General features: G+C 69.4%; 15 protein-coding genes and 3 pseudogenes. 8 read left to right on the forward strand and 10 right to left on the reverse strand.

Annotation, left to right across the window (positions count from 1 at the left end; translation table 11 throughout):
- Positions 1–57: 57 nt before the first annotated feature.
- From ACFJI0_RS16040 to murJ, 9 genes and pseudogenes are all read right to left on the reverse strand, one after another.
- Positions 58–831: an ABC transporter ATP-binding protein gene (locus ACFJI0_RS16040; RefSeq protein ID WP_382321073.1), complete on the reverse strand. Its 774-nt coding sequence runs from the start codon at positions 829–831 to the stop codon at positions 58–60.
- Positions 831–1,586, reverse strand: coding sequence for an ABC transporter permease (locus tag ACFJI0_RS16045; RefSeq protein WP_382321075.1), 756 nt, complete (start codon positions 1,584–1,586; stop codon positions 831–833). The genes ACFJI0_RS16040 and ACFJI0_RS16045 overlap by 1 nt, the downstream gene beginning before the upstream one ends.
- Entirely contained in the window at positions 1,579–2,424 is an 846-nt protein-coding gene (locus ACFJI0_RS16050; protein ID WP_382321077.1) for an ABC transporter permease, read from the reverse strand. Before ACFJI0_RS16050 ends, ACFJI0_RS16045 begins: the two co-directional genes overlap by 8 nt.
- Before the next feature lie 9 nt (positions 2,425–2,433).
- A complete protein-coding gene (locus tag ACFJI0_RS16055) occupies positions 2,434–3,483 on the reverse strand; it encodes an ABC transporter substrate-binding protein (protein ID WP_382321079.1) in 1,050 nt (349 codons plus the stop codon).
- A 27-nt stretch (positions 3,484–3,510) separates the two neighbouring features.
- Positions 3,511–3,840: a 4Fe-4S binding protein gene (locus tag ACFJI0_RS16060; protein WP_382156127.1), complete on the reverse strand. Its 330-nt coding sequence runs from the start codon at positions 3,838–3,840 to the stop codon at positions 3,511–3,513.
- Positions 3,837–5,475: pseudogene (locus ACFJI0_RS16065) on the reverse strand (FAD-dependent oxidoreductase). Before ACFJI0_RS16065 ends, ACFJI0_RS16060 begins: the two are co-directional and overlap by 4 nt.
- A gap of 118 nt (positions 5,476–5,593) precedes the next feature.
- Positions 5,594–6,226 (reverse strand): NAD-dependent epimerase/dehydratase family protein, encoded by a 633-nt coding sequence (locus ACFJI0_RS16070; protein WP_382321081.1) that lies wholly within the window; start codon positions 6,224–6,226, stop codon positions 5,594–5,596.
- Positions 6,227–6,346: 120 nt separating this feature from the next.
- The gene (locus ACFJI0_RS16075; protein WP_291120952.1) at positions 6,347–7,204 is read right to left on the reverse strand and encodes a SirB1 family protein; all 858 of its coding nucleotides are present in this window, start codon (positions 7,202–7,204) and stop codon (positions 6,347–6,349) included.
- 29 nt (positions 7,205–7,233) lie between these two features.
- Positions 7,234–8,795, reverse strand: a pseudogene (gene murJ / locus ACFJI0_RS16080) (murein biosynthesis integral membrane protein MurJ).
- Positions 8,796–8,921: 126 nt separating this feature from the next.
- Here murJ and rpsT point away from each other — a divergent pair.
- On the forward strand, positions 8,922–9,221 hold the full coding sequence (gene rpsT / locus ACFJI0_RS16085; RefSeq protein WP_291120948.1) for a 30S ribosomal protein S20: 300 nt from the start codon (positions 8,922–8,924) through the stop codon (positions 9,219–9,221).
- A gap of 137 nt (positions 9,222–9,358) precedes the next feature.
- Here rpsT and ACFJI0_RS16090 read toward each other — a convergent pair whose 3' ends face one another.
- Positions 9,359–9,679 (reverse strand): DUF3579 domain-containing protein, encoded by a 321-nt coding sequence (locus ACFJI0_RS16090; RefSeq protein WP_382156119.1) that lies wholly within the window; start codon positions 9,677–9,679, stop codon positions 9,359–9,361.
- A 268-nt stretch (positions 9,680–9,947) separates the two neighbouring features.
- Here ACFJI0_RS16090 and ACFJI0_RS16095 point away from each other — a divergent pair, with 268 nt between their 5' ends.
- The 7 genes and pseudogenes from ACFJI0_RS16095 (at position 9,948) to kynA (ending at position 16,173) form a co-directional block, all read left to right on the forward strand.
- Positions 9,948–11,147 carry an aspartate aminotransferase family protein gene (locus tag ACFJI0_RS16095; protein ID WP_382321083.1) on the forward strand — a complete coding sequence of 400 codons (1,200 nt, stop codon included), beginning with the start codon at positions 9,948–9,950 and terminating at the stop codon, positions 11,145–11,147.
- Entirely contained in the window at positions 11,144–12,085 is a 942-nt protein-coding gene (gene argF, locus ACFJI0_RS16100; protein WP_382321085.1) for an ornithine carbamoyltransferase, read from the forward strand. The genes ACFJI0_RS16095 and argF overlap by 4 nt, the downstream gene beginning before the upstream one ends.
- Positions 12,085–13,014, forward strand: a complete 930-nt coding sequence (locus ACFJI0_RS16105; protein WP_382321087.1) for a class I SAM-dependent methyltransferase — start codon at positions 12,085–12,087, stop codon at positions 13,012–13,014. Before argF ends, ACFJI0_RS16105 begins: the two co-directional genes overlap by 1 nt.
- Positions 13,011–13,316, forward strand: coding sequence for a YkgJ family cysteine cluster protein (locus tag ACFJI0_RS16110; RefSeq protein WP_382321089.1), 306 nt, complete (start codon positions 13,011–13,013; stop codon positions 13,314–13,316). The genes ACFJI0_RS16105 and ACFJI0_RS16110 overlap by 4 nt, the downstream gene beginning before the upstream one ends.
- Before the next feature lie 80 nt (positions 13,317–13,396).
- Positions 13,397–14,026: an arylformamidase gene (gene kynB / locus ACFJI0_RS16115; RefSeq protein ID WP_382321091.1), complete on the forward strand. Its 630-nt coding sequence runs from the start codon at positions 13,397–13,399 to the stop codon at positions 14,024–14,026.
- Positions 14,023–15,307 (forward strand): annotated as a pseudogene (gene kynU, locus ACFJI0_RS16120) (kynureninase). The gene kynB and the pseudogene kynU overlap by 4 nt, the downstream one beginning before the upstream one ends.
- 2 nt (positions 15,308–15,309) lie before the next feature.
- On the forward strand, positions 15,310–16,173 hold the full coding sequence (gene kynA / locus ACFJI0_RS16125) for a tryptophan 2,3-dioxygenase (protein WP_382321093.1): 864 nt from the start codon (positions 15,310–15,312) through the stop codon (positions 16,171–16,173).
- Positions 16,174–16,179 lie beyond the last annotated feature (6 nt).

A 16,179-nucleotide genomic window follows, 5' to 3' on the forward strand; every position in this document is an offset into this window, starting at 1 on the left:
CAAGGTGTCGCCCCCCTTCAGGGGGGAGCGGCGAAGCCGCGCAGGGGGTGCTCCGTTTCAGCGCTTGAGCTGCCCGAGCACGCGCTGCTTGATCTGATTGAAGGCCGTGCCCGTGCGCTCGCGCGGGCGTGGCAGGTCCACCTCGATCACGCTCTGCACCCGGCCCGGCCGGGGCTCCATCACCGCCACGCGGTCGCCCAGGAACACAGCCTCGTCCACGTCGTGCGTGACGATCACCACGGTGATGCGCCGCTCGCGCCAGATGCGCAGCAGTTCTTCCTGCATGTGAGCCCGGGTGATCGAATCGAGCGCACCGAAGGGCTCGTCCATCAGCAGGATGTCCGGCCGCGAGACCAGCGCGCGAGCGATGGCCGCGCGCTGCGCCATGCCGCCCGAGAGCTGGTGCGGCCAGGCTTGCGCGAACCCCGTGAGGCCCACGAGTTCGAGCTGTTCGCGGATGCGCGCCTCGCGCTCGCGCCGGCTCAGGTCCAGGCTGTCGAGCCCCAGGCCGATGTTGTCCGTGACGTTGAGCCAGGGAAACAGGCGGTGGTCCTGGAACACCAGGCTGCGCTCCACGCCCGGCCCGGCCACCGGTTCGCCATCGATCAGGATGTCGCCATCGAAGCGGTCGTCCAGCCCCGCGATCAGGCGCAGCAGCGTGGACTTGCCACAGCCCGAGGCACCGACGATGCCCAGGAACTCGCCGCGCGCGATCTCCAGGCCGATGCGCTGCAGCACCGGCAGGTCCTGCCCCTCGATCCGGTAGGTCTTGCCCACGTTGCGCAGGCTCAGGGCGGTGGGGGCGACCGCCTCCAGGGTGGGGGTGCTCATCAGCGGGTTCTCCAGGGAATGAGGCGCAGGAAAAGAAGCTGCGCGACGCGGCTCAGGCCGTAACCCACCAGGGCCATCACCAGCACACCGATCAGCACCAGGTCCATGCGGAACACGTCGCGCGCGGTGGCGAGGTAGGCGCCGATGCCCCGGCCGGTGCCGATCGCGTATTCGGAACCCACGGTGCCGATCCAGGCCGTCAGCAGCGCGAGCTCCACGCCGGTCAGCACCGAGGGCAGGATCGCGGGCAGCACCAGCCGGCGCAGCCGCAGCCAGGGCCCAAGCCGCACGATCGCGGCCACCTCGCGGTAGGCCGGCGCGATGCCGCGCACGCCCTGCTCGGTGTTGAGGAAGACCGGGAAGAAGGTGGAGATCGAGATGAACACGATCTTCACCAGATCGCCGTTGCCGAACCAGGCGGTGAGCAAGGGAATCCAGGCGAACAGCGCGACCTGGCGCAGGCCGTGCACGGTGGGCGCGACGGCCAGTTGCGCCGGTCGCGACAGACCGACGGCCACGCCCACGGCGATGCCCAGGCTGGCGCCGATGAGAAAGCCCAGTGCCACGCGCACCAGGCTGCTGGCGGCGGCCGACCAGATCTGGCGGCCCTGTTCGTCGAAAAACGGCGCGGCCAGCACCTCGTGCAGCGGCACCATCAGCGGGTGGGCAATGGCACCGGTGTCGACCAGCAGCAGCCAGGCCGCGCCGATGGCAAGCGGCAGCCAGGCGCCCGGGGGGATGCGGGTCTCAGCCATGGCCGGGCGCCCAGCGGCTCAGGCCGCGTTCGAGCCGGCGCAGCAGCAGGTCCAGCGCATAGCCCGCCACCCCCACGACCACGATGCCGACGATCACGATGTCGAGCTGGAACAGCTTGCGGCCCCAGACCATCATGTAGCCGATGCCTTCGGTGGCCGCGAGCATCTCCACCACGATGAGCGCGATGAAGGCATGGCTCAGGCCCAAGCGGAAACCGCTGAACACGGTGGGCAGGCAGGCCGGCAGCGTGAGGCGGGTCAGGCGCGTCCAGGGCCGCAGGCGCAGCACGCGCGCGGCTTCGAGGTAGGCCACCGGAATGTTCCGGATGCCGCGCGAGGTGTTGAGCACCACGGGCACCATCACGGCCTTGGCGATCACGATGACCTTGAGCGCCTCGTCGATGCCGAAGATCAGGATGAGGATGGGAATCCAGCCCAGCGTGGGCACGGCGAACAGCGCGCGCAGCGTGGGCTCCAGGTGGCTGCGCGCGCGCGCCGACACGCCCAGCCAGATGCCCAGCGCCAGCCCCAGCGGCCCGCCGAGGGCCAGGCCCGAGCCGATGCGCTGCAGGCTGATGAGGAAGCCGTCGAGCAGTTCACCGCCGCGCGCCAGTTCCAGGAAGGTGTCCCAGACCAGCGCGGGCGCCGGCAGGATCTGTGGCGGCACCCAGCCCCGCACCGCCGCCCACTGCCAGAGCGCGACGATGGCGGCCGGCAGGGCCAGCGCCAGCAGCAGGCGCCGCAGCGGGGCCGGCAACGCGGTGCGCCAGGGCCAAGCCGCGGTGCGCGGCAGCGGCGAGGCGCCGACCCCGTCGGCCAGGTGTTCGAGGGCCGCCATGGATCGGCCTCAGCGGCGCGCCACGAGGGCAGCGCGGTTCGTCCAGTAGGTCTGCAGGCCCTGGGCGCGCAGCGCGTTCTCCACGTACTGCGGTGCGGCCCACTTCGCCACGTCGATGTCGTTGCGGATCAGCTTGTTGTCCTTGGTGAAGTCGATCGCGTCGTCGTACTGGCTGAGCAGGAAGGCGTCCACGCGCGGGTTGAAGGCTTCCTTGAGCGAGACGCCGTCGTAGTCGTCCTTGAAGGCCTGGTAGGGCATGCCCGAGAGCGTCCAGATGCGGTAGGCCTCGTCGCGGTTGGCCTCCTGGCCCAGCCAGTGGGCGGCTTTCACCAGGCCGTTGGCGATGCGCTGCGTGGCGTCGGGGTACTGCTTCTCGAAGGTCTCGCTCACCAGGATGCCGCCGAAGCCCGAGGCTTTCGCGCCCTGGTCCTTGGACGAATAGAACACCTTGCCCACGCCCTTGTCGCGCAGGGTCAGCAGGCTGCTGGAGCCCACCGCCGCGTCCACGCTGCCGGCGCTCAGGGCCGCGAGCTGGTCGGCGGTCTTGAGGTCGACCAGCTGGATGTCGCGCAGCGTCAGGCCGTTGTCCTGCAGGGCCTTGAGCAGCGCCCAGTGCAGCACCGTGCCCTCGGCCACCGCCACCTTGCGGCCCTTGAGGTCCTTGAACGAGTTGACCTCCAGGTCCTTGCGGGCCAGCCCGAAGACGGTGGTGTAGCCGTAGGACGCGAGGATGCGCGTGGGCAGGCCGCCGGCCTTGCCGATGATGTTGGGCAGCGAGCCGTACTGCGCGACGTCGAGCCGGTTGTTGGCGATGGCCTCGTTGATCGCAGGACCGGTGCCGGTGAAATACTCGAAGCTGAGCTTCACGGGCGTGCCCTTGAACTCGTCGGCGATGAAGCCCTTGCCCTGCGCGATGGCGAGCAAGGCCACGCCGTGGGGCTGGCCGAAGCCCTGGCCGAAACCGCCGAAGCGGATGGTCTCGGGCTGGGCCTGCGCGTGGGCGCCGAAAGCGGCGGTGGCGGCGAGCGCGAAGGCCGCCAGGTGTTTCCAGAAAGTCATGGTGGGTTCTCGTGGGATAGGGAAGATTCAGTGCGCGCGCCGCAGCAGTTCAAAACTCGCATCGAGCGCGGCGGTGGGCTGGCGGTCCTTGCCCCAGCCGACGGCGCGGCGGTAGCTGCCGATCCATTGCCGCACCTCGGTGCCCTCCTCGGCCACGGTGACGGCGTGGTCCGCCACCGGCGCGACGTACAGCGCATCGGTCGGGCAGTACAGCTCGCACATGAAGCAGGTCTGGCAGTCCGACTGGCGCGCGATGCGCGGGATGCCGCCGGGCACCGCCTCGAACACCTGCGTGGGGCAGGCGCTCACACAGATGTTGCAGCCGGTGCAGCGTTCGGGGCTGACGATTTCGATCATGCGGCGAGCCTTTCAAGGTCCAGATTGACCGGTTGGCGAACGGTTTGCGGGCGCACCCAGACCTCGTCCAGGCCGCCGCTGACGAGACGGTGCCGCTGGCCCAGGTCCAGGCCGGCGTGGTCCTGCCGGCGGGCCATGCCGCGCGTCTCGGTGCGCTGCAGGGCGCTGCGGTACATCCAGCGCGAGGTGGCGCAGCACGCCAACGGCCTCGCGTGCGCGCACCGCCTGCTGCAGGCTCGGCGCGCTGGCGTGGCGCACGCGCGCCCACTGGGCGTCGAGCCGCTGCAGCGAGTCTTCCAGCAGGTCGGCGCGGCGCGTCCAGTTGCGTTCGTAGGGGAACACCTCGGCCTGCACCGCGCGCACCAGTTCTTCCGGGTCCCAGGCCGGGGCCCCGCCTTCCTGGATACCGGCGGTGCCCGCACGGTGCAGGCGGCGCCTGGCCAGGCTGCGCGCGCCATGGCTGAAATCGGCCGCGCCCGCGCCGGCCCAGAAACCGGACGACATGGCCCAGGCCGCGTTGTGGCTGCCGCCGCCGGTGAAGGCGCCGCAGATCAGCTCGCGAGTGGCGGCGTCGCCGGCCGCGTACAGGCCGGGCACCGAGGTCGCGCAGTCGTCGCCGATCACGTGCAGGCCGCCGGTGCCGCGCACCGTGCCTTCCAGCCGCAGGGCCACCGGAAAGTGGTCCTTGAACGGGTCGATGCCCTGGCGGTCGAAGGACACGAAGAAATTGGGCTGCGCGTGGCGCATCCAGGCGCGGATCTCGGCGTCGGCCCGGTCCAGACAGGCGAACACCGGCTGCGTCTGCAGCGTGCGCGCGATCACGCTGCGGCCGCGCGACGAGCCCGCGCCCTCGATCGCGGCGCCGTCGCGGTCGTAAAAGGTGGCCCAGTTGTAGAACAGGGACTTGGTGACGGAGGAGAACGAAGGCCCCAGACCGTAGGCGTTGGAGAACTCCATGCCCGAGAGCTCGGCGCCGACTTCGGCGCCCATCAGGTAACCGTCGCCGGTGAGCACGTTGCAGCCCAGCGCCCGGCTCAGGAAGGCGCAGCCGCCGGTGGTGATCACCACCGCGCCGGCCCGCGCCACCCAGGTCTCACCCGTGGTGCGCGTGAGGCCGGTGGCGCCGGCCACATCGCCGTTCTCGTCGGTCAGCAGCTCCAGCGCCGGGCTGTGGTCGAGGACGCGGGCACCCGACTCCTTCACCTTCTTGCGCATCAGGCGCATGTACTCCGGCCCCTGCAGCGAGGTGCGCTGCAGCTGGCCTTCGGTGTCGATCGGGAAGGGGTAGCCCCATTCCGTGAGCGTCTCGGTGTTGAGCCAGGTTTGTTCGAGCACACGGTCCATCCAGGCGTGCTCGGCCAGTTCACCGCCCATGGCGTAGCGGCTGGCCTTGGCCTTCTCGCGCGCGGCCGCGTCGCGCGGCACGTGCCACAGGCCGGTGCCCGAGGGCGCGGTGGCGCCGGAGGTGCCGCAGAAGCCCTTCTCCACCAGGGTCACGCTGGCGCCGCGCGCGGCGGCCGCGATGGCCGCCCAGGCGCCCGCCGGCCCGCCCCCGATCACCAGGACATCGGTCTCGATCTGCTGCTGCCCGGCGGCATCGCTCAACAGCGGGGAAGAAAGGCCACGTTGCGCCATCGTCTGCTCTCCAACAAATGTGTTCAGAGGAGGCAGTCTAGGAACGGGTCAGCGCATCAACAACGATCGATTCCGAGTTTCCATATGCGAAAAAAAGCAGCCGCGCCGCGGCCGCCGCTCAGATCAGCGCTTCGGACGGCAGCACGTGCACGCCCGGCGCCGCCGCCAGCGCGGCCTGCAGCAGGTGGTGCGCGATGCGCTCGGCCGGCACCACGCGGTAGCGCCGCGGCAGCAGGGGCTGCACGCCACGCGAGACCAGCACCGCCAGCCGCTCCAGAGGCCGGCTCTGCGCCCGCTGGCCGTCGATCAGACCCGGGCGCACCAGCGTGAGCGAGGGGTAGCCCACGGCCTGCAGGTCGCGCTCGACCTCGCCCTTGGTGCGCGAATAGAACACGCGCGAACGCGCATCGGCCCCCAGCGCGGAGTTCAGGGCGAAGGCCCGCGCGCCATGGCGGCGCGCGAGGTAGGCCACCTCCAGCGGGTGGTCGTGGTCCACCTTGTAGAAAGCGGCCTGCGAGCCCGCCGCGCGGATGGTGGTGCCCAGGGTGCAGATCACCGCATCCACCCGCCACCACTCGGCGTCTTCGGGCAGGCGCTCGAAGTCCACCACGGGGTTGAGCAGTTTGGGGTGTGGGGCCAGCGGCTGGCGGGTCGGCGCGACCACGCGTTCCACGGCGGGGTCGGCCAGGGCCTGTCGCAGCACATGGCTGCCCACCAGACCGGTGGCGCCCACCAGCATCAGTTGTTTCATACCGTCGTTTTTCTTGTCGCCGGATCGGCGGGGGTTGGCGCGCATGGTCCCTGCGCGGCCCGCTCGCGTCAAACGGAATTACATGGCGACACATCCCCGCCCCCGCGGGCGGGCGGCGGCTCAGTTGAGCGCGCGGCGCAGTTCCTGCAGGCGCTGGGCGATGGCGTCGCGGTCCAGCGTGTCGTCGGCGTGTTCCACGTAGGTTTCCAGGTCGCCCACGGCCAGGCGCACGTCGCCCATCTCGGCCCAGGCCAGGCCCCGGTCGCGGTACTCGATCCAGGCGTCGGGCAACAGGATGAGCAGGCGGTCCAGCACGGCGATCAGGCGCAGCCAGTCTTCCTGCGTGCGGTGGATTTCCTTGAGGTTGCGCAGCAGGCGCGCCAGGATCTCGCGCGGCGTGGCGGCCTGCAGGTACAGGCCCACCGGCACGTCGAAGTCGTCCACCAGGCCGTTGCGGCGCTTGTAGGGCTCCAGCCGTTCCGAGAGGTCCTCGCGGCTGAGCGACTGGCCGGTGAAGGGGTCGATCACCACCTGGCCATTGGGCAGGTTGACCTTGACCATGAAGTGGCCGGGAAAGTTGACGCCACGCGCCTTCAGGCCCAGGCCCTGGGCCAGCTCCAGCCAGAGCACGGCCAGCGTGATGGGAATGCCCCGGCGCGTGCGCAGCACGGCGTTGAGAAAGCTGTTGTCGGGGTCGTAGTAGTTGTTGACGTTACCGCCGAACCCCATGTCGCGGAAGAAGAACTGGTTGAGCGTGCGCAGCCGCTGCAGCGGCCCGGCGTCGGCGGCGCAGCGCCGGCGCACGCGCGCGAGCATCTGATCCACATCGCCCAGCACCTGCTGCACGTCGAGGTCGGGGTATTCGTCCTGGGCCACGGCCGTGGCCGCCTCGAACAGGGGCAAAGCCTCGTCGTCGCCCACCAGGGCGGCAAAGTAGCCCAGGGGGGTCGGCGCGGGGTATTCGTACGCGGTCGGCATGGTGGGGAATCCGGTTTCCGCAGATTACGTCATTTTCTGACGAACTGCCTCAGGTTCAACCCCGCCAGCAGCAGCGTGAGGAAATAGACCAACATCCCCGCCCAGCACGCACAGCGTGAGCAGGCCCACGCGCTGCAGGGCCTGGCCTTCGAAGCCCAGCCAGTTGAAGCGCGCCGCCACCCACATCAGGAACACCGCCAGCAAGGCGCTGGCCGCCAGCACCTGCATGCCGAAGCGGGCCCAGCCCGGTGACGGTTTGTAAGCGCCCCGGCGGATCAGCCCCACCAGCAGGAACAGGGCATTGACCATGGCGCCGATGCCGATCGCCAGCGCCAGCCCGGCGTGGGCCAGCCGGGGCACCAGCAGGACGTTGAGCACCTGGGTGAGCACCAGCACGCCAATGGCGATCTTCACCGGCGTGCGGATGTCCTGCCGCGCGTAGAAGCCCGGCGCCAGCACCTTGATCGCGACCAGGCCGATCAGGCCGGCGCCGTAGCCCATCAGGGCGGTGGCGGTGCGCTGCACGTCGGCACCGGTGAACGCCCCGTAGTGGTACAGCACGGCCACCAGGGGGTGGGCGAAGGTGAGCAGCGCCACCGCGCAGGGCACGGCCAGCAGCACCACCAGGCGCAGGCCCCAGTCGAGCAGGCCGCTGTAGCGGTCCGCGTCGTCGGACGCCTTGGCCGCCGCCAGCTGCGGCAGCAGCACCACGCCCAGCGCCACGCCCAGCATGGCGGTGGGGAATTCCATCAGGCGGTCGGCGTAGGTCAGCCAGCTCACGCTGCCGGCGCCCAGGTGCGAGGCGATCTGGGTGTTGATCAGCAGGGAGATCTGCGCCACGCTCACGCCCAGCAGCGCCGGCAGCATGAGGGTGGTCACCCGGCGGGTGCCGGGGTGGTGCCAGGCGGTTTTCAGCGCCGACCAGCGCAGGCTCACGCGCGGCAGCAGGCCCAGCCGGCGCAACGCCGGGATCTGCGCGCCCAGCTGCAGGGTGCCGCCCAGCAGCACGCCCCCGGCCATGGCGTAGATGGGCTCGATGCCCAGCGAAGCGAACCAGGGCGCGCCCCAGCCGGCGGCGGCGATCATGCGCAACGTTGAGCAGCACCGGCGTGGCCGCCGGCACCGCGAAACGTTTCCAGGTGTTCAGAATGCCGGCCGACAGCGCCACGAAGGACATGAAGGCGATGTAGGGGAACATCCAGCGCGTCATGAACACGGCGGCGTCGAAGCCGGGGTCGTCCAGGCCGCTGGCGATGGCCCAGACCAGCACCGGCGCGCCCACCACGCCCAGCACGCAAGTGGCGGTGAGCGCCCAGGCCAGCACGGTGGCGATCTGGTTCACCAGCACCCGGGTGGCGTCGTCGCCCTCTTTTTCCCGCACGCCGGCCAGCACCGGCACGAACGCCTGGCTGAACGCGCCCTCGGCGAACAGCCGGCGCAGCAGGTTGGGGATGCGGAAAGCGACGTTGAAGGCGTCGGTCAGCGCGCTGGCGCCGAAGGTCGCCGCCATCAGCAGTTCGCGCACCAGGCCGGTGATGCGGGACGCCAGCGTGAGCAGCGAAACGAGGGAGGCGGACTTGAAAAGGGTCACGCGGCGAGTGTAACGACCGGGATCGCCCCCTCCCCCCGCCCGGCCGGCCACCCTTGCCAGCCCGGCAGGCCGTGCTAAAATCGCGGGCTTTGCTGGCATCATCCCCAAACACCGAAGGAACTCACCATGGCAACCAAGCCGAAGAAAAAGAACCCCCGCCTGGCGTCTGGCCGCAAACGCGTGCGCCAGGACGTCAAGATCAATGCAGCCAACACCTCGCTGCGCTCCAAATACCGCACCGCCGTCAAGAACGTTGAAAAAGCCGTTCTGACCGGTGACAAAGCCAAGGCGACCGAACTGTTCGCCAAGATGCAGAAAGTCGTCGACATCGTCGCCGACAAGGGCATCTTCCACAAGAACAAGGCCGCGCGCGACAAGAGCCGCCTGTCGGCCAAAGTCAAGGGTCTCGCAGCAGCCGCTGCCTGAACCCGCCCCGGTCTGGCCCCGCCAGACCACCAGCCCGGGCCCCCAAGGCCTGCCGTTTGAAACGGGTGCGCTGCCAGCAAAAGCAAAAAAGCCGTCGCAAGACGGCTTTTTTGTTGCCCGCGCCAAAAGCGGGGGGATCAGGTCTTGGACGGGGGATCGGGGAGGAGGCAGGCCTCGACCACCTGCAGGCCGTTGTCGCGCGCGAAGTTCATGCAGAAGTCCCAGGCCATGGGCTCGGCCTCGCGCAGGTCCGCATGCACCACCACGCACTTGATGCCGTTGATGTTGTTGGGCACGCACCAGGGGGAGTAGCTCAGGTGGCTGCCGGGGGTGGCGCCCCCGGGGCGGAACGAGCTCATCACCCCGGCCAGGCGCTCGGCCCAGTCACTGGGTCGGAACGTGCGGCCGTCCTTCGTGACACCCTGGATGAAAACTTGTTTGGCTGTCGGTGAAACCATCGGGGGGAGAGGCCTTCGGATGGAGGGCTCGACTGGAAGAATGCCGCCGCCGGACCGAGGATCGCTCGCCGGGGCAGGAGGCAGGTATTCTATCTTATATAAGACTTGGAACGAGGGATAACCCGGACCCGCTAGCGTACACCGGGCGCATTTCAGCGATGCCCAACAAGCAATGATGATGCCCGCCCGCTGCCCCTAAAATCGCGCTTCAACGGCTCAACCTTCGTTGAGCCGCTTTCTTTTTGGCCCTTCCCACCGGAGTCCCTGCATGAACGCCGCCCTCAAGCCCGTCGCCTCGCCCCACGTGATGAACACCTACGGCCGCCTGCCGATCGCGATGTCACACGGCCGAGGCGTGCGCCTGTGGGACACCAACGGCAAGGAGTACCTGGACGCGCTGGGCGGCATCGCCGTCAACACCCTGGGCCACGGCCACCCCAAACTGGTGCCCGCTCTGCAGGACCAGATCGCCAAGCTGATCCACTCCAGCAACTACTACCACGTGCCTGACCAGGAACACCTCGCGCAGATGCTGGTGGAGCGCTCGGGCATGACCAACGTGTTCTTCTGCAGCACCGGCCTGGAAGCCAACGAGGCCGCGCTCAAGCTGGCGCGCAAGTACGGCCACGACAAGGGCATCGAGCGCCCCGAGATCGTGGTCTACGAGAAAGCCTTCCACGGCCGTTCCATCGCCACCCTCTCGGCCACCGGCAACCCCAAGGTGCAGGCCGGCTTCGGCCCGCTGGTCGAAGGCTTCATCCGCGTGCCGCTCAACGACATCGAGTCGCTGAAGAAGGCCACCGCCGGCAACCCCAACGTGGTCGCCGTGTTCTTCGAGACCATCCAGGGCGAAGGCGGCGTGAACCCGATGCGCTCGCAGTACCTGAAGGACGTGCGCGCCCTGTGCGACGCCAACGACTGGCTGCTGATGATCGACGAAGTGCAGTGCGGCATGGGCCGCACCGGCAAGTGGTTCGCCCACCAGTGGGCCGGCATCGTGCCCGACGTGATGCCGCTGGCCAAGGGCCTGGGCTCGGGCGTGCCGATCGGCGCGGTCGTGGCCGGCCCCAAGGCCGCCAACATCTTCCAGCCCGGCAACCACGGCACCACCTTCGGTGGCAACCCGCTGGCCATGCGCGCCGGGGTCGAGACCATCCGCATCATGGAAGAGGAAGGCCTGCTGGAGAACGCCGCCCGCGTGGGCCAGCACCTGCGCACCGTGCTGGAAAAGGACCTGATCGGCAAGGCCGGCGTGAAGGAGATCCGCGGCCAGGGCCTGATGATCGGCATCGAGCTCACCAAGCCCTGCGGCGTGATCACCCAGCGCGCCGCCGACGCCGGCCTGCTGCTCTCGGTCACGGCCGACAGCGTGATCCGCATGGTGCCCCCGCTGATCATGACCACGGCCGAGGCCGACGAGGTGGCCGCCATCCTGCTGCCGCTGATCCACGCCTTCCTGGCCGAATGAGCGCCGCCCCCGCCATGACGATCCCGCACTACCTGCAGTTCAAGGACCTCGACGCCGCCACCTACGCCTACCTGTTCGAGCGCGCGGCCTTCATCAAGCGCAAGTTCAAGGCGGTCGAGAAGTACCAGCCCTTCGCCGACCCCGACCGCACCCTGGCCATGATCTTCGAGAAGGCCAGCACGCGCACCCGCGTGAGCTTCGAGGCCGGCATGTACCAGATGGGCGGCTCGGTGGTGCACCTGACCACCGGCGACAGCCAGCTCGGCCGCGCCGAGCCCATCGAGGACAGCGCGCGCGTGATCAGCCGCATGGTCGACATCGTGATGATCCGCACCTTCGAGCAGAGCAAGATCGAAGCCTTCGCGGCGCACTCGCGCGTGCCGGTCATCAACGGCCTGACCAACGAGTTCCACCCCTGCCAGATCCTGGCCGACATCTTCACGTTCATCGAGCGGCGCGGCTCCATCCAGGGCAAGGTCGTGGCCTGGGTCGGTGACGGCAACAACATGGCCAACACCTGGCTGCAGGCCGCCGAATTGCTGGGCTTCACGGTGCACGTGAGCACCCCCAGCGGCTACGAGGTGGACCCGGTGCTCGCCGGCATCCGCAACCCGGACTGCTACAAGGTTTTCAAGGACCCGCTCGAAGCCTGCGCGGGCGCCCACCTCGTCACCACCGACGTGTGGACCAGCATGGGCTTCGAGGCCGAAAACGAGGTGCGGCGCGCCGCCTTCAAGCGCTGGTGCGTGGACGAAGCCATGATGCGCACCGCCCAGCCCGACGCCCTCTTCATGCACTGCCTGCCCGCGCACCGGGGCGAAGAGGTCAGCGCCGAGGTGATCGACGGCCCGCAGTCCGTCGTCTGGGACGAGGCCGAGAACCGCATGCACGTCCAGAAGGCCCTGATGGAGTACCTGCTGCTCGGCCGCCTGGCCTGATGCAAGCCCTGCTCGACGCCATCGCGCGCCTCGAACCCGCCGCCGAGGCGCGGCGGGTCTTCCACGGCCGGGGCGGCCTGCACCCGGGCTGCGAGCAGTGGGCGCTGGACGCCTTTCCCCCGGTCTGGGTGCTGACCAGCTTCCAACCCGTGAACGAGGCCACGCTGGCCGTGTTGCACACCGCGCTGACCGAACGTTGGACCCAGGTGGCGCCCGGCGAACCGCTGAACTGGGTCTTCCAGTGCCGGCACGACAGCCAGACCGAAACCCGCCTGATGGCCGGCGCCGTGCCCGAACCCCACGTGGTGAGCGAGCGCGGCGCGCGCTTCCTGGTGCACGTGCTCAAGGGCCAGAACCACGGCCTGTTCCTGGACATGGCCGAAGGCCGCCAATGGGTGCGCGAGCATGCCGACAAACAAAAGGTGCTGAACCTGTTCGCCTACACCTGCGCCTTCTCGGTGGTGGCGCTGCAGGGCGGCGCGAAACAGGTGGTCAACGTGGACATGAGCGGCGGCGCCATGGCCATCGGCCAGCAGAACCACCCGCTCAACGGCCTCGCGGGCGGCGCCAGCTTCCTCGCGCACGACATCTTCAAGACCTGGGGCAAGATCACCCGCGGCGGCCCCTACGGCCTGGTCATCGTCGACCCGCCGAGCTTCCAGAAGGGCAGCTTCGTCGCCACCAAGGACTACCAGCGCCTGATGCGCCGCCTGCCCGACCTGCTGCTGCCCGGCGGCCGGGTGCTGCTCTGCCTCAACGCGCCCGAGCTCGACACCGCCTTCCTGCGGCAGCAGATGCAGGAAGCCGCGCCCGAGCTGGTGTTCGAACAGCGCCTGCCCAACCCCGAGGCCTTTGCCGACGCCTCGCCCGAGCGCGCGCTCAAGGTGCTGGTCTACCGCGCGCCGGCGCTCGCGCCTCGGGTTCCATGAGCGCCTGCACCAGTTGCGGCGCCTGCTGCGCCTGTTTCCGGGTCGATTTCTCCGTTCACGAGCTGGACGAGATGGGCGGCTGCGTGCCTGGCGGGCTGGCGGTCGAGGTCACCGAGCACACCGCCCGCCTGCGCGGCACCGACCATTCGCCGCCCCGCTGCGCCGCCCTCACCGGCAAGGTGGGCCAGAAGGCGGTCTGCGGCATCTACGAATGGCGGCCTTCGCCTTGCCGCGAGTTCGAGGAAGGCAGCGACGCCTGCGCGCGCGCCCGCCAGCGCCACGGCCTGCCGGCGCTTATTTGATTCAAGCCTCAACTATTTTCCGGGTCTGTTGGCAATAACCGACACCACGGAATTTTTCAGGGTGCTACCTTCCATGCACCATGAAACAGCTCTGGGACATCTCTCCGCCGGTGCACGCCGGCGCCCCGGTTTTTCCGGGTGACACCGCCTACACCCAGGAGTGGGCCGCCACCATCGGCCCGGGCTGCCCGGTCAACGTCAGCGCCATCACGCTCTCGCCCCACGTGGGCGCGCACGCCGACGCGCCGCTGCACTACGACGCCGACGGCGCCGCCATCGGCCATGTGCCGCTCGACGCCTTCCTCGGCCCTTGCCGCGTGATCCATGCCATCGGCTGCGGCCCGCTGGTCAGGCCCGAACACATCGCGCACGCGCTCACCGACCTTCCCCAGCGCGTGCTCGTGCGCGTGTACGAACACCAGCCGCAGGACCGCTTCGACGACGCCCTGCCCGCCTTCGCGCCCGACACCGTGGAACAACTCGCCGACCTCGGCGTGCTGCTCATCGGCATCGACAGCGCCAGCATCGACCCCGCCAGCAGCAAGACGCTCGACAGCCACCAGACCATCCGCCGGCGCGGCCTGCGCGTGCTGGAAAACCTGCTGCTCGACGGCGTGCCCGAAGGCGACTACGAACTCATCGCCCTGCCCCTCAAACTCACCACCGCCGACGCCAGCCCCGTGCGCGCCGTGCTGCGCCAACTGCCATGAACAACGCCCCCACCCTCGCCGACTGCCGCGCGCTCGACGCGCAAGACCCGCTGCGCGCCCTGCGCGACCTCTTCTTCATTCCCGAGGGCACCATCTACCTCGACGGCAACTCGCTCGGCGTGATGCCGCGCAGCGCCCCCGCGCGCGTGGCCGAGGTGGTGACGCAGGAATGGGGCACCGACCTCATCCAGAGCTGGAACAAGCACGGCTGGTTCGCCCAGCCGAAGAAGGTGGGCGACAAGATCGCGCGCCTCATCGGCGCCGAGCCCGGCACCGTGGTCGCCACCGACAGCACCTCGGTCAACCTCTTCAAGGTGCTCTCGGCCGCGATGGACCTCGCCAGCGTCGACCACCCCAAGCGCCGGCGCATCGTGAGCGAGCGCAGCAACTTCCCCACCGACCTCTACATCGCCGAAGCCCTGTGCCAGCAGCACGGTTTCGAGCTGATGCTGGTGGAGCCCGAAGAAATCCCCGCCGCCCTCACGCCCGAGGTGGCCGTGCTCATGCTCACCCACGTGAACTACCGCACCGGCGCCATGCACGACATGCCCGCCATCACCGCCGCCGCGCACGCCACCGGCGCGCTCATGCTGTGGGACCTCGCGCACAGCGCGGGCGCCGTGCCAGTGGACCTGACCGGCGCGGGCGCCGACTACGCCGTGGGTTGCGGCTACAAGTACCTCAACGGCGGCCCGGGCGCGCCGGCCTTCGTGTGGGTCAACCCGCGCCACGCCGACCGCTTCTGGCAGCCCCTGGCCGGCTGGTGGGGCCACGCCACGCCCTTCGAGTTCACGCCCGACTACCGGCCCGCGCCCGGCATCACGCGCTACCAGTGCGGCACCCAGCCCATGATCAGCCTGGCCGCGCTCGAATGCGGCGTGGACACCCTGCTCGCCGCCGAAGCCCATGGCGGCATGGCCGCGCTGCGCACCAAGTCGCTCGCGCTCACCGACCTCTTCATCGAACTCGTGGACGAACGCTGCCAGGGCCACGGCATCGGCCTGGCCAGCGCCGCTCGACCCGGCCGAGCGCGGCTCGCAGGTCTGCCTCACGAAGGACGAAGGCGCCTACGCCATCGTGCAGGCCCTCATCGCGCGCGGCGTGGTGGGCGACTTCCGCGCGGGCGATCGCCAGCGCCACAAAGACATCCTGCGCTTCGGCTTCACGCCCCTCTACATCGGCTTCGAAGACGTGTGGAACGCCGCCGACGAGCTGCGCCAGGTGCTGGAGACCGGCGAGTGGCGGCGCGCCGAATTCAACACCAAACACGCGGTGACCTGAGCATGTGCCCGCACCACACCGATCCGGCCTCGAAGCCCGAAGACATCGTGCACGAGGAAGGCGCGCAACTCGACTTCAGCCGCGACATGAGCTACGGCGACTACCTGCAGCTCGACGCCATCCTCAACGCGCAGAAACCGCTCTCGCCCGCGCACGACGAAATGCTCTTCATCGTGCAGCACCAGACCAGCGAACTCTGGATGAAGCTCATGCTGCACGAGCTGCGCGCCGCCATTCACAGCATCGCGAAAGACGAGCTGCAACCTGCTTTCAAGATGCTCGCGCGCACCTCGAAGATCATGGAACAGCTGGTGCACGCCTGGGACGTGCTCGCCACCATGACCCCGCCCGAATACAGCGCGCTGCGGCCCTACCTCGCGCAGTCCAGCGGCTTCCAGAGCCACCAGTACCGCTGCATCGAATTCGCCATGGGCAACAAGAACGCGGCCATGCTCAAGCCGCACGCCCACAGCCCCGAGCGCATGGCCGTCGTGCAGGCCGCCTACGAAGCGCCATCGCTCTACGACGAAGCCCTGCGCCTGCTCGCGCGGCGCGGCCTGGCCGTGCCCGCCAGCCACACGCAGCGCGACTGGACCCAGCCCTACGAAGCCAGCGACGCCGTCGAGCAGGCCTGGTTGCAGGTGTACCGCAACCCCAAGGACCATTGGGACCTGTACCAGCTCGGCGAAAAACTCACCGACCTGGAAGACGCCTTCCGCCTCTGGCGCTTCCGGCACGTGACCACGGTGGAACGCGTGATCGGTTTCAAGCGCGGCACCGGTGGCACCGGCGGCGTGAGCTACCTGCGCAAGATGCTGGACGTGGTGCTGTTCCCAGAGATCTGGCGTTTGCGCACCGACCTCTGAAACGCG

Origin of the sequence: Hydrogenophaga sp. UC242_53, from assembly GCF_042696965.1 — a bacterium.
Lineage (GTDB): Bacteria > Pseudomonadota > Gammaproteobacteria > Burkholderiales > Burkholderiaceae_C > Hydrogenophaga.

Coding starts and splice junctions, on each gene's coding strand:
- ACFJI0_RS16040 (WP_382321073.1), bottom strand. CDS start 831: ATGAGCACCCCCACCCTGGAGGCGGTCGCCCCCACCGCCCTGAGCCTG.
- ACFJI0_RS16045 (WP_382321075.1), bottom strand. CDS start 1,586: ATGGCTGAGACCCGCATCCCCCCGGGCGCCTGGCTGCCGCTTGCCATC.
- ACFJI0_RS16050 (WP_382321077.1), bottom strand. CDS start 2,424: ATGGCGGCCCTCGAACACCTGGCCGACGGGGTCGGCGCCTCGCCGCTG.
- ACFJI0_RS16055 (WP_382321079.1), bottom strand. CDS start 3,483: ATGACTTTCTGGAAACACCTGGCGGCCTTCGCGCTCGCCGCCACCGCC.
- ACFJI0_RS16060 (WP_382156127.1), bottom strand. CDS start 3,840: ATGATCGAAATCGTCAGCCCCGAACGCTGCACCGGCTGCAACATCTGT.
- ACFJI0_RS16070 (WP_382321081.1), bottom strand. CDS start 6,226: ATGAAACAACTGATGCTGGTGGGCGCCACCGGTCTGGTGGGCAGCCAT.
- ACFJI0_RS16075 (WP_291120952.1), bottom strand. CDS start 7,204: ATGCCGACCGCGTACGAATACCCCGCGCCGACCCCCCTGGGCTACTTT.
- rpsT (WP_291120948.1), top strand. CDS start 8,922: ATGGCAACCAAGCCGAAGAAAAAGAACCCCCGCCTGGCGTCTGGCCGC.
- ACFJI0_RS16090 (WP_382156119.1), bottom strand. CDS start 9,679: ATGGTTTCACCGACAGCCAAACAAGTTTTCATCCAGGGTGTCACGAAG.
- ACFJI0_RS16095 (WP_382321083.1), top strand. CDS start 9,948: ATGAACGCCGCCCTCAAGCCCGTCGCCTCGCCCCACGTGATGAACACC.
- argF (WP_382321085.1), top strand. CDS start 11,144: ATGAGCGCCGCCCCCGCCATGACGATCCCGCACTACCTGCAGTTCAAG.
- ACFJI0_RS16105 (WP_382321087.1), top strand. CDS start 12,085: ATGCAAGCCCTGCTCGACGCCATCGCGCGCCTCGAACCCGCCGCCGAG.
- ACFJI0_RS16110 (WP_382321089.1), top strand. CDS start 13,011: ATGAGCGCCTGCACCAGTTGCGGCGCCTGCTGCGCCTGTTTCCGGGTC.
- kynB (WP_382321091.1), top strand. CDS start 13,397: ATGAAACAGCTCTGGGACATCTCTCCGCCGGTGCACGCCGGCGCCCCG.
- kynA (WP_382321093.1), top strand. CDS start 15,310: ATGTGCCCGCACCACACCGATCCGGCCTCGAAGCCCGAAGACATCGTG.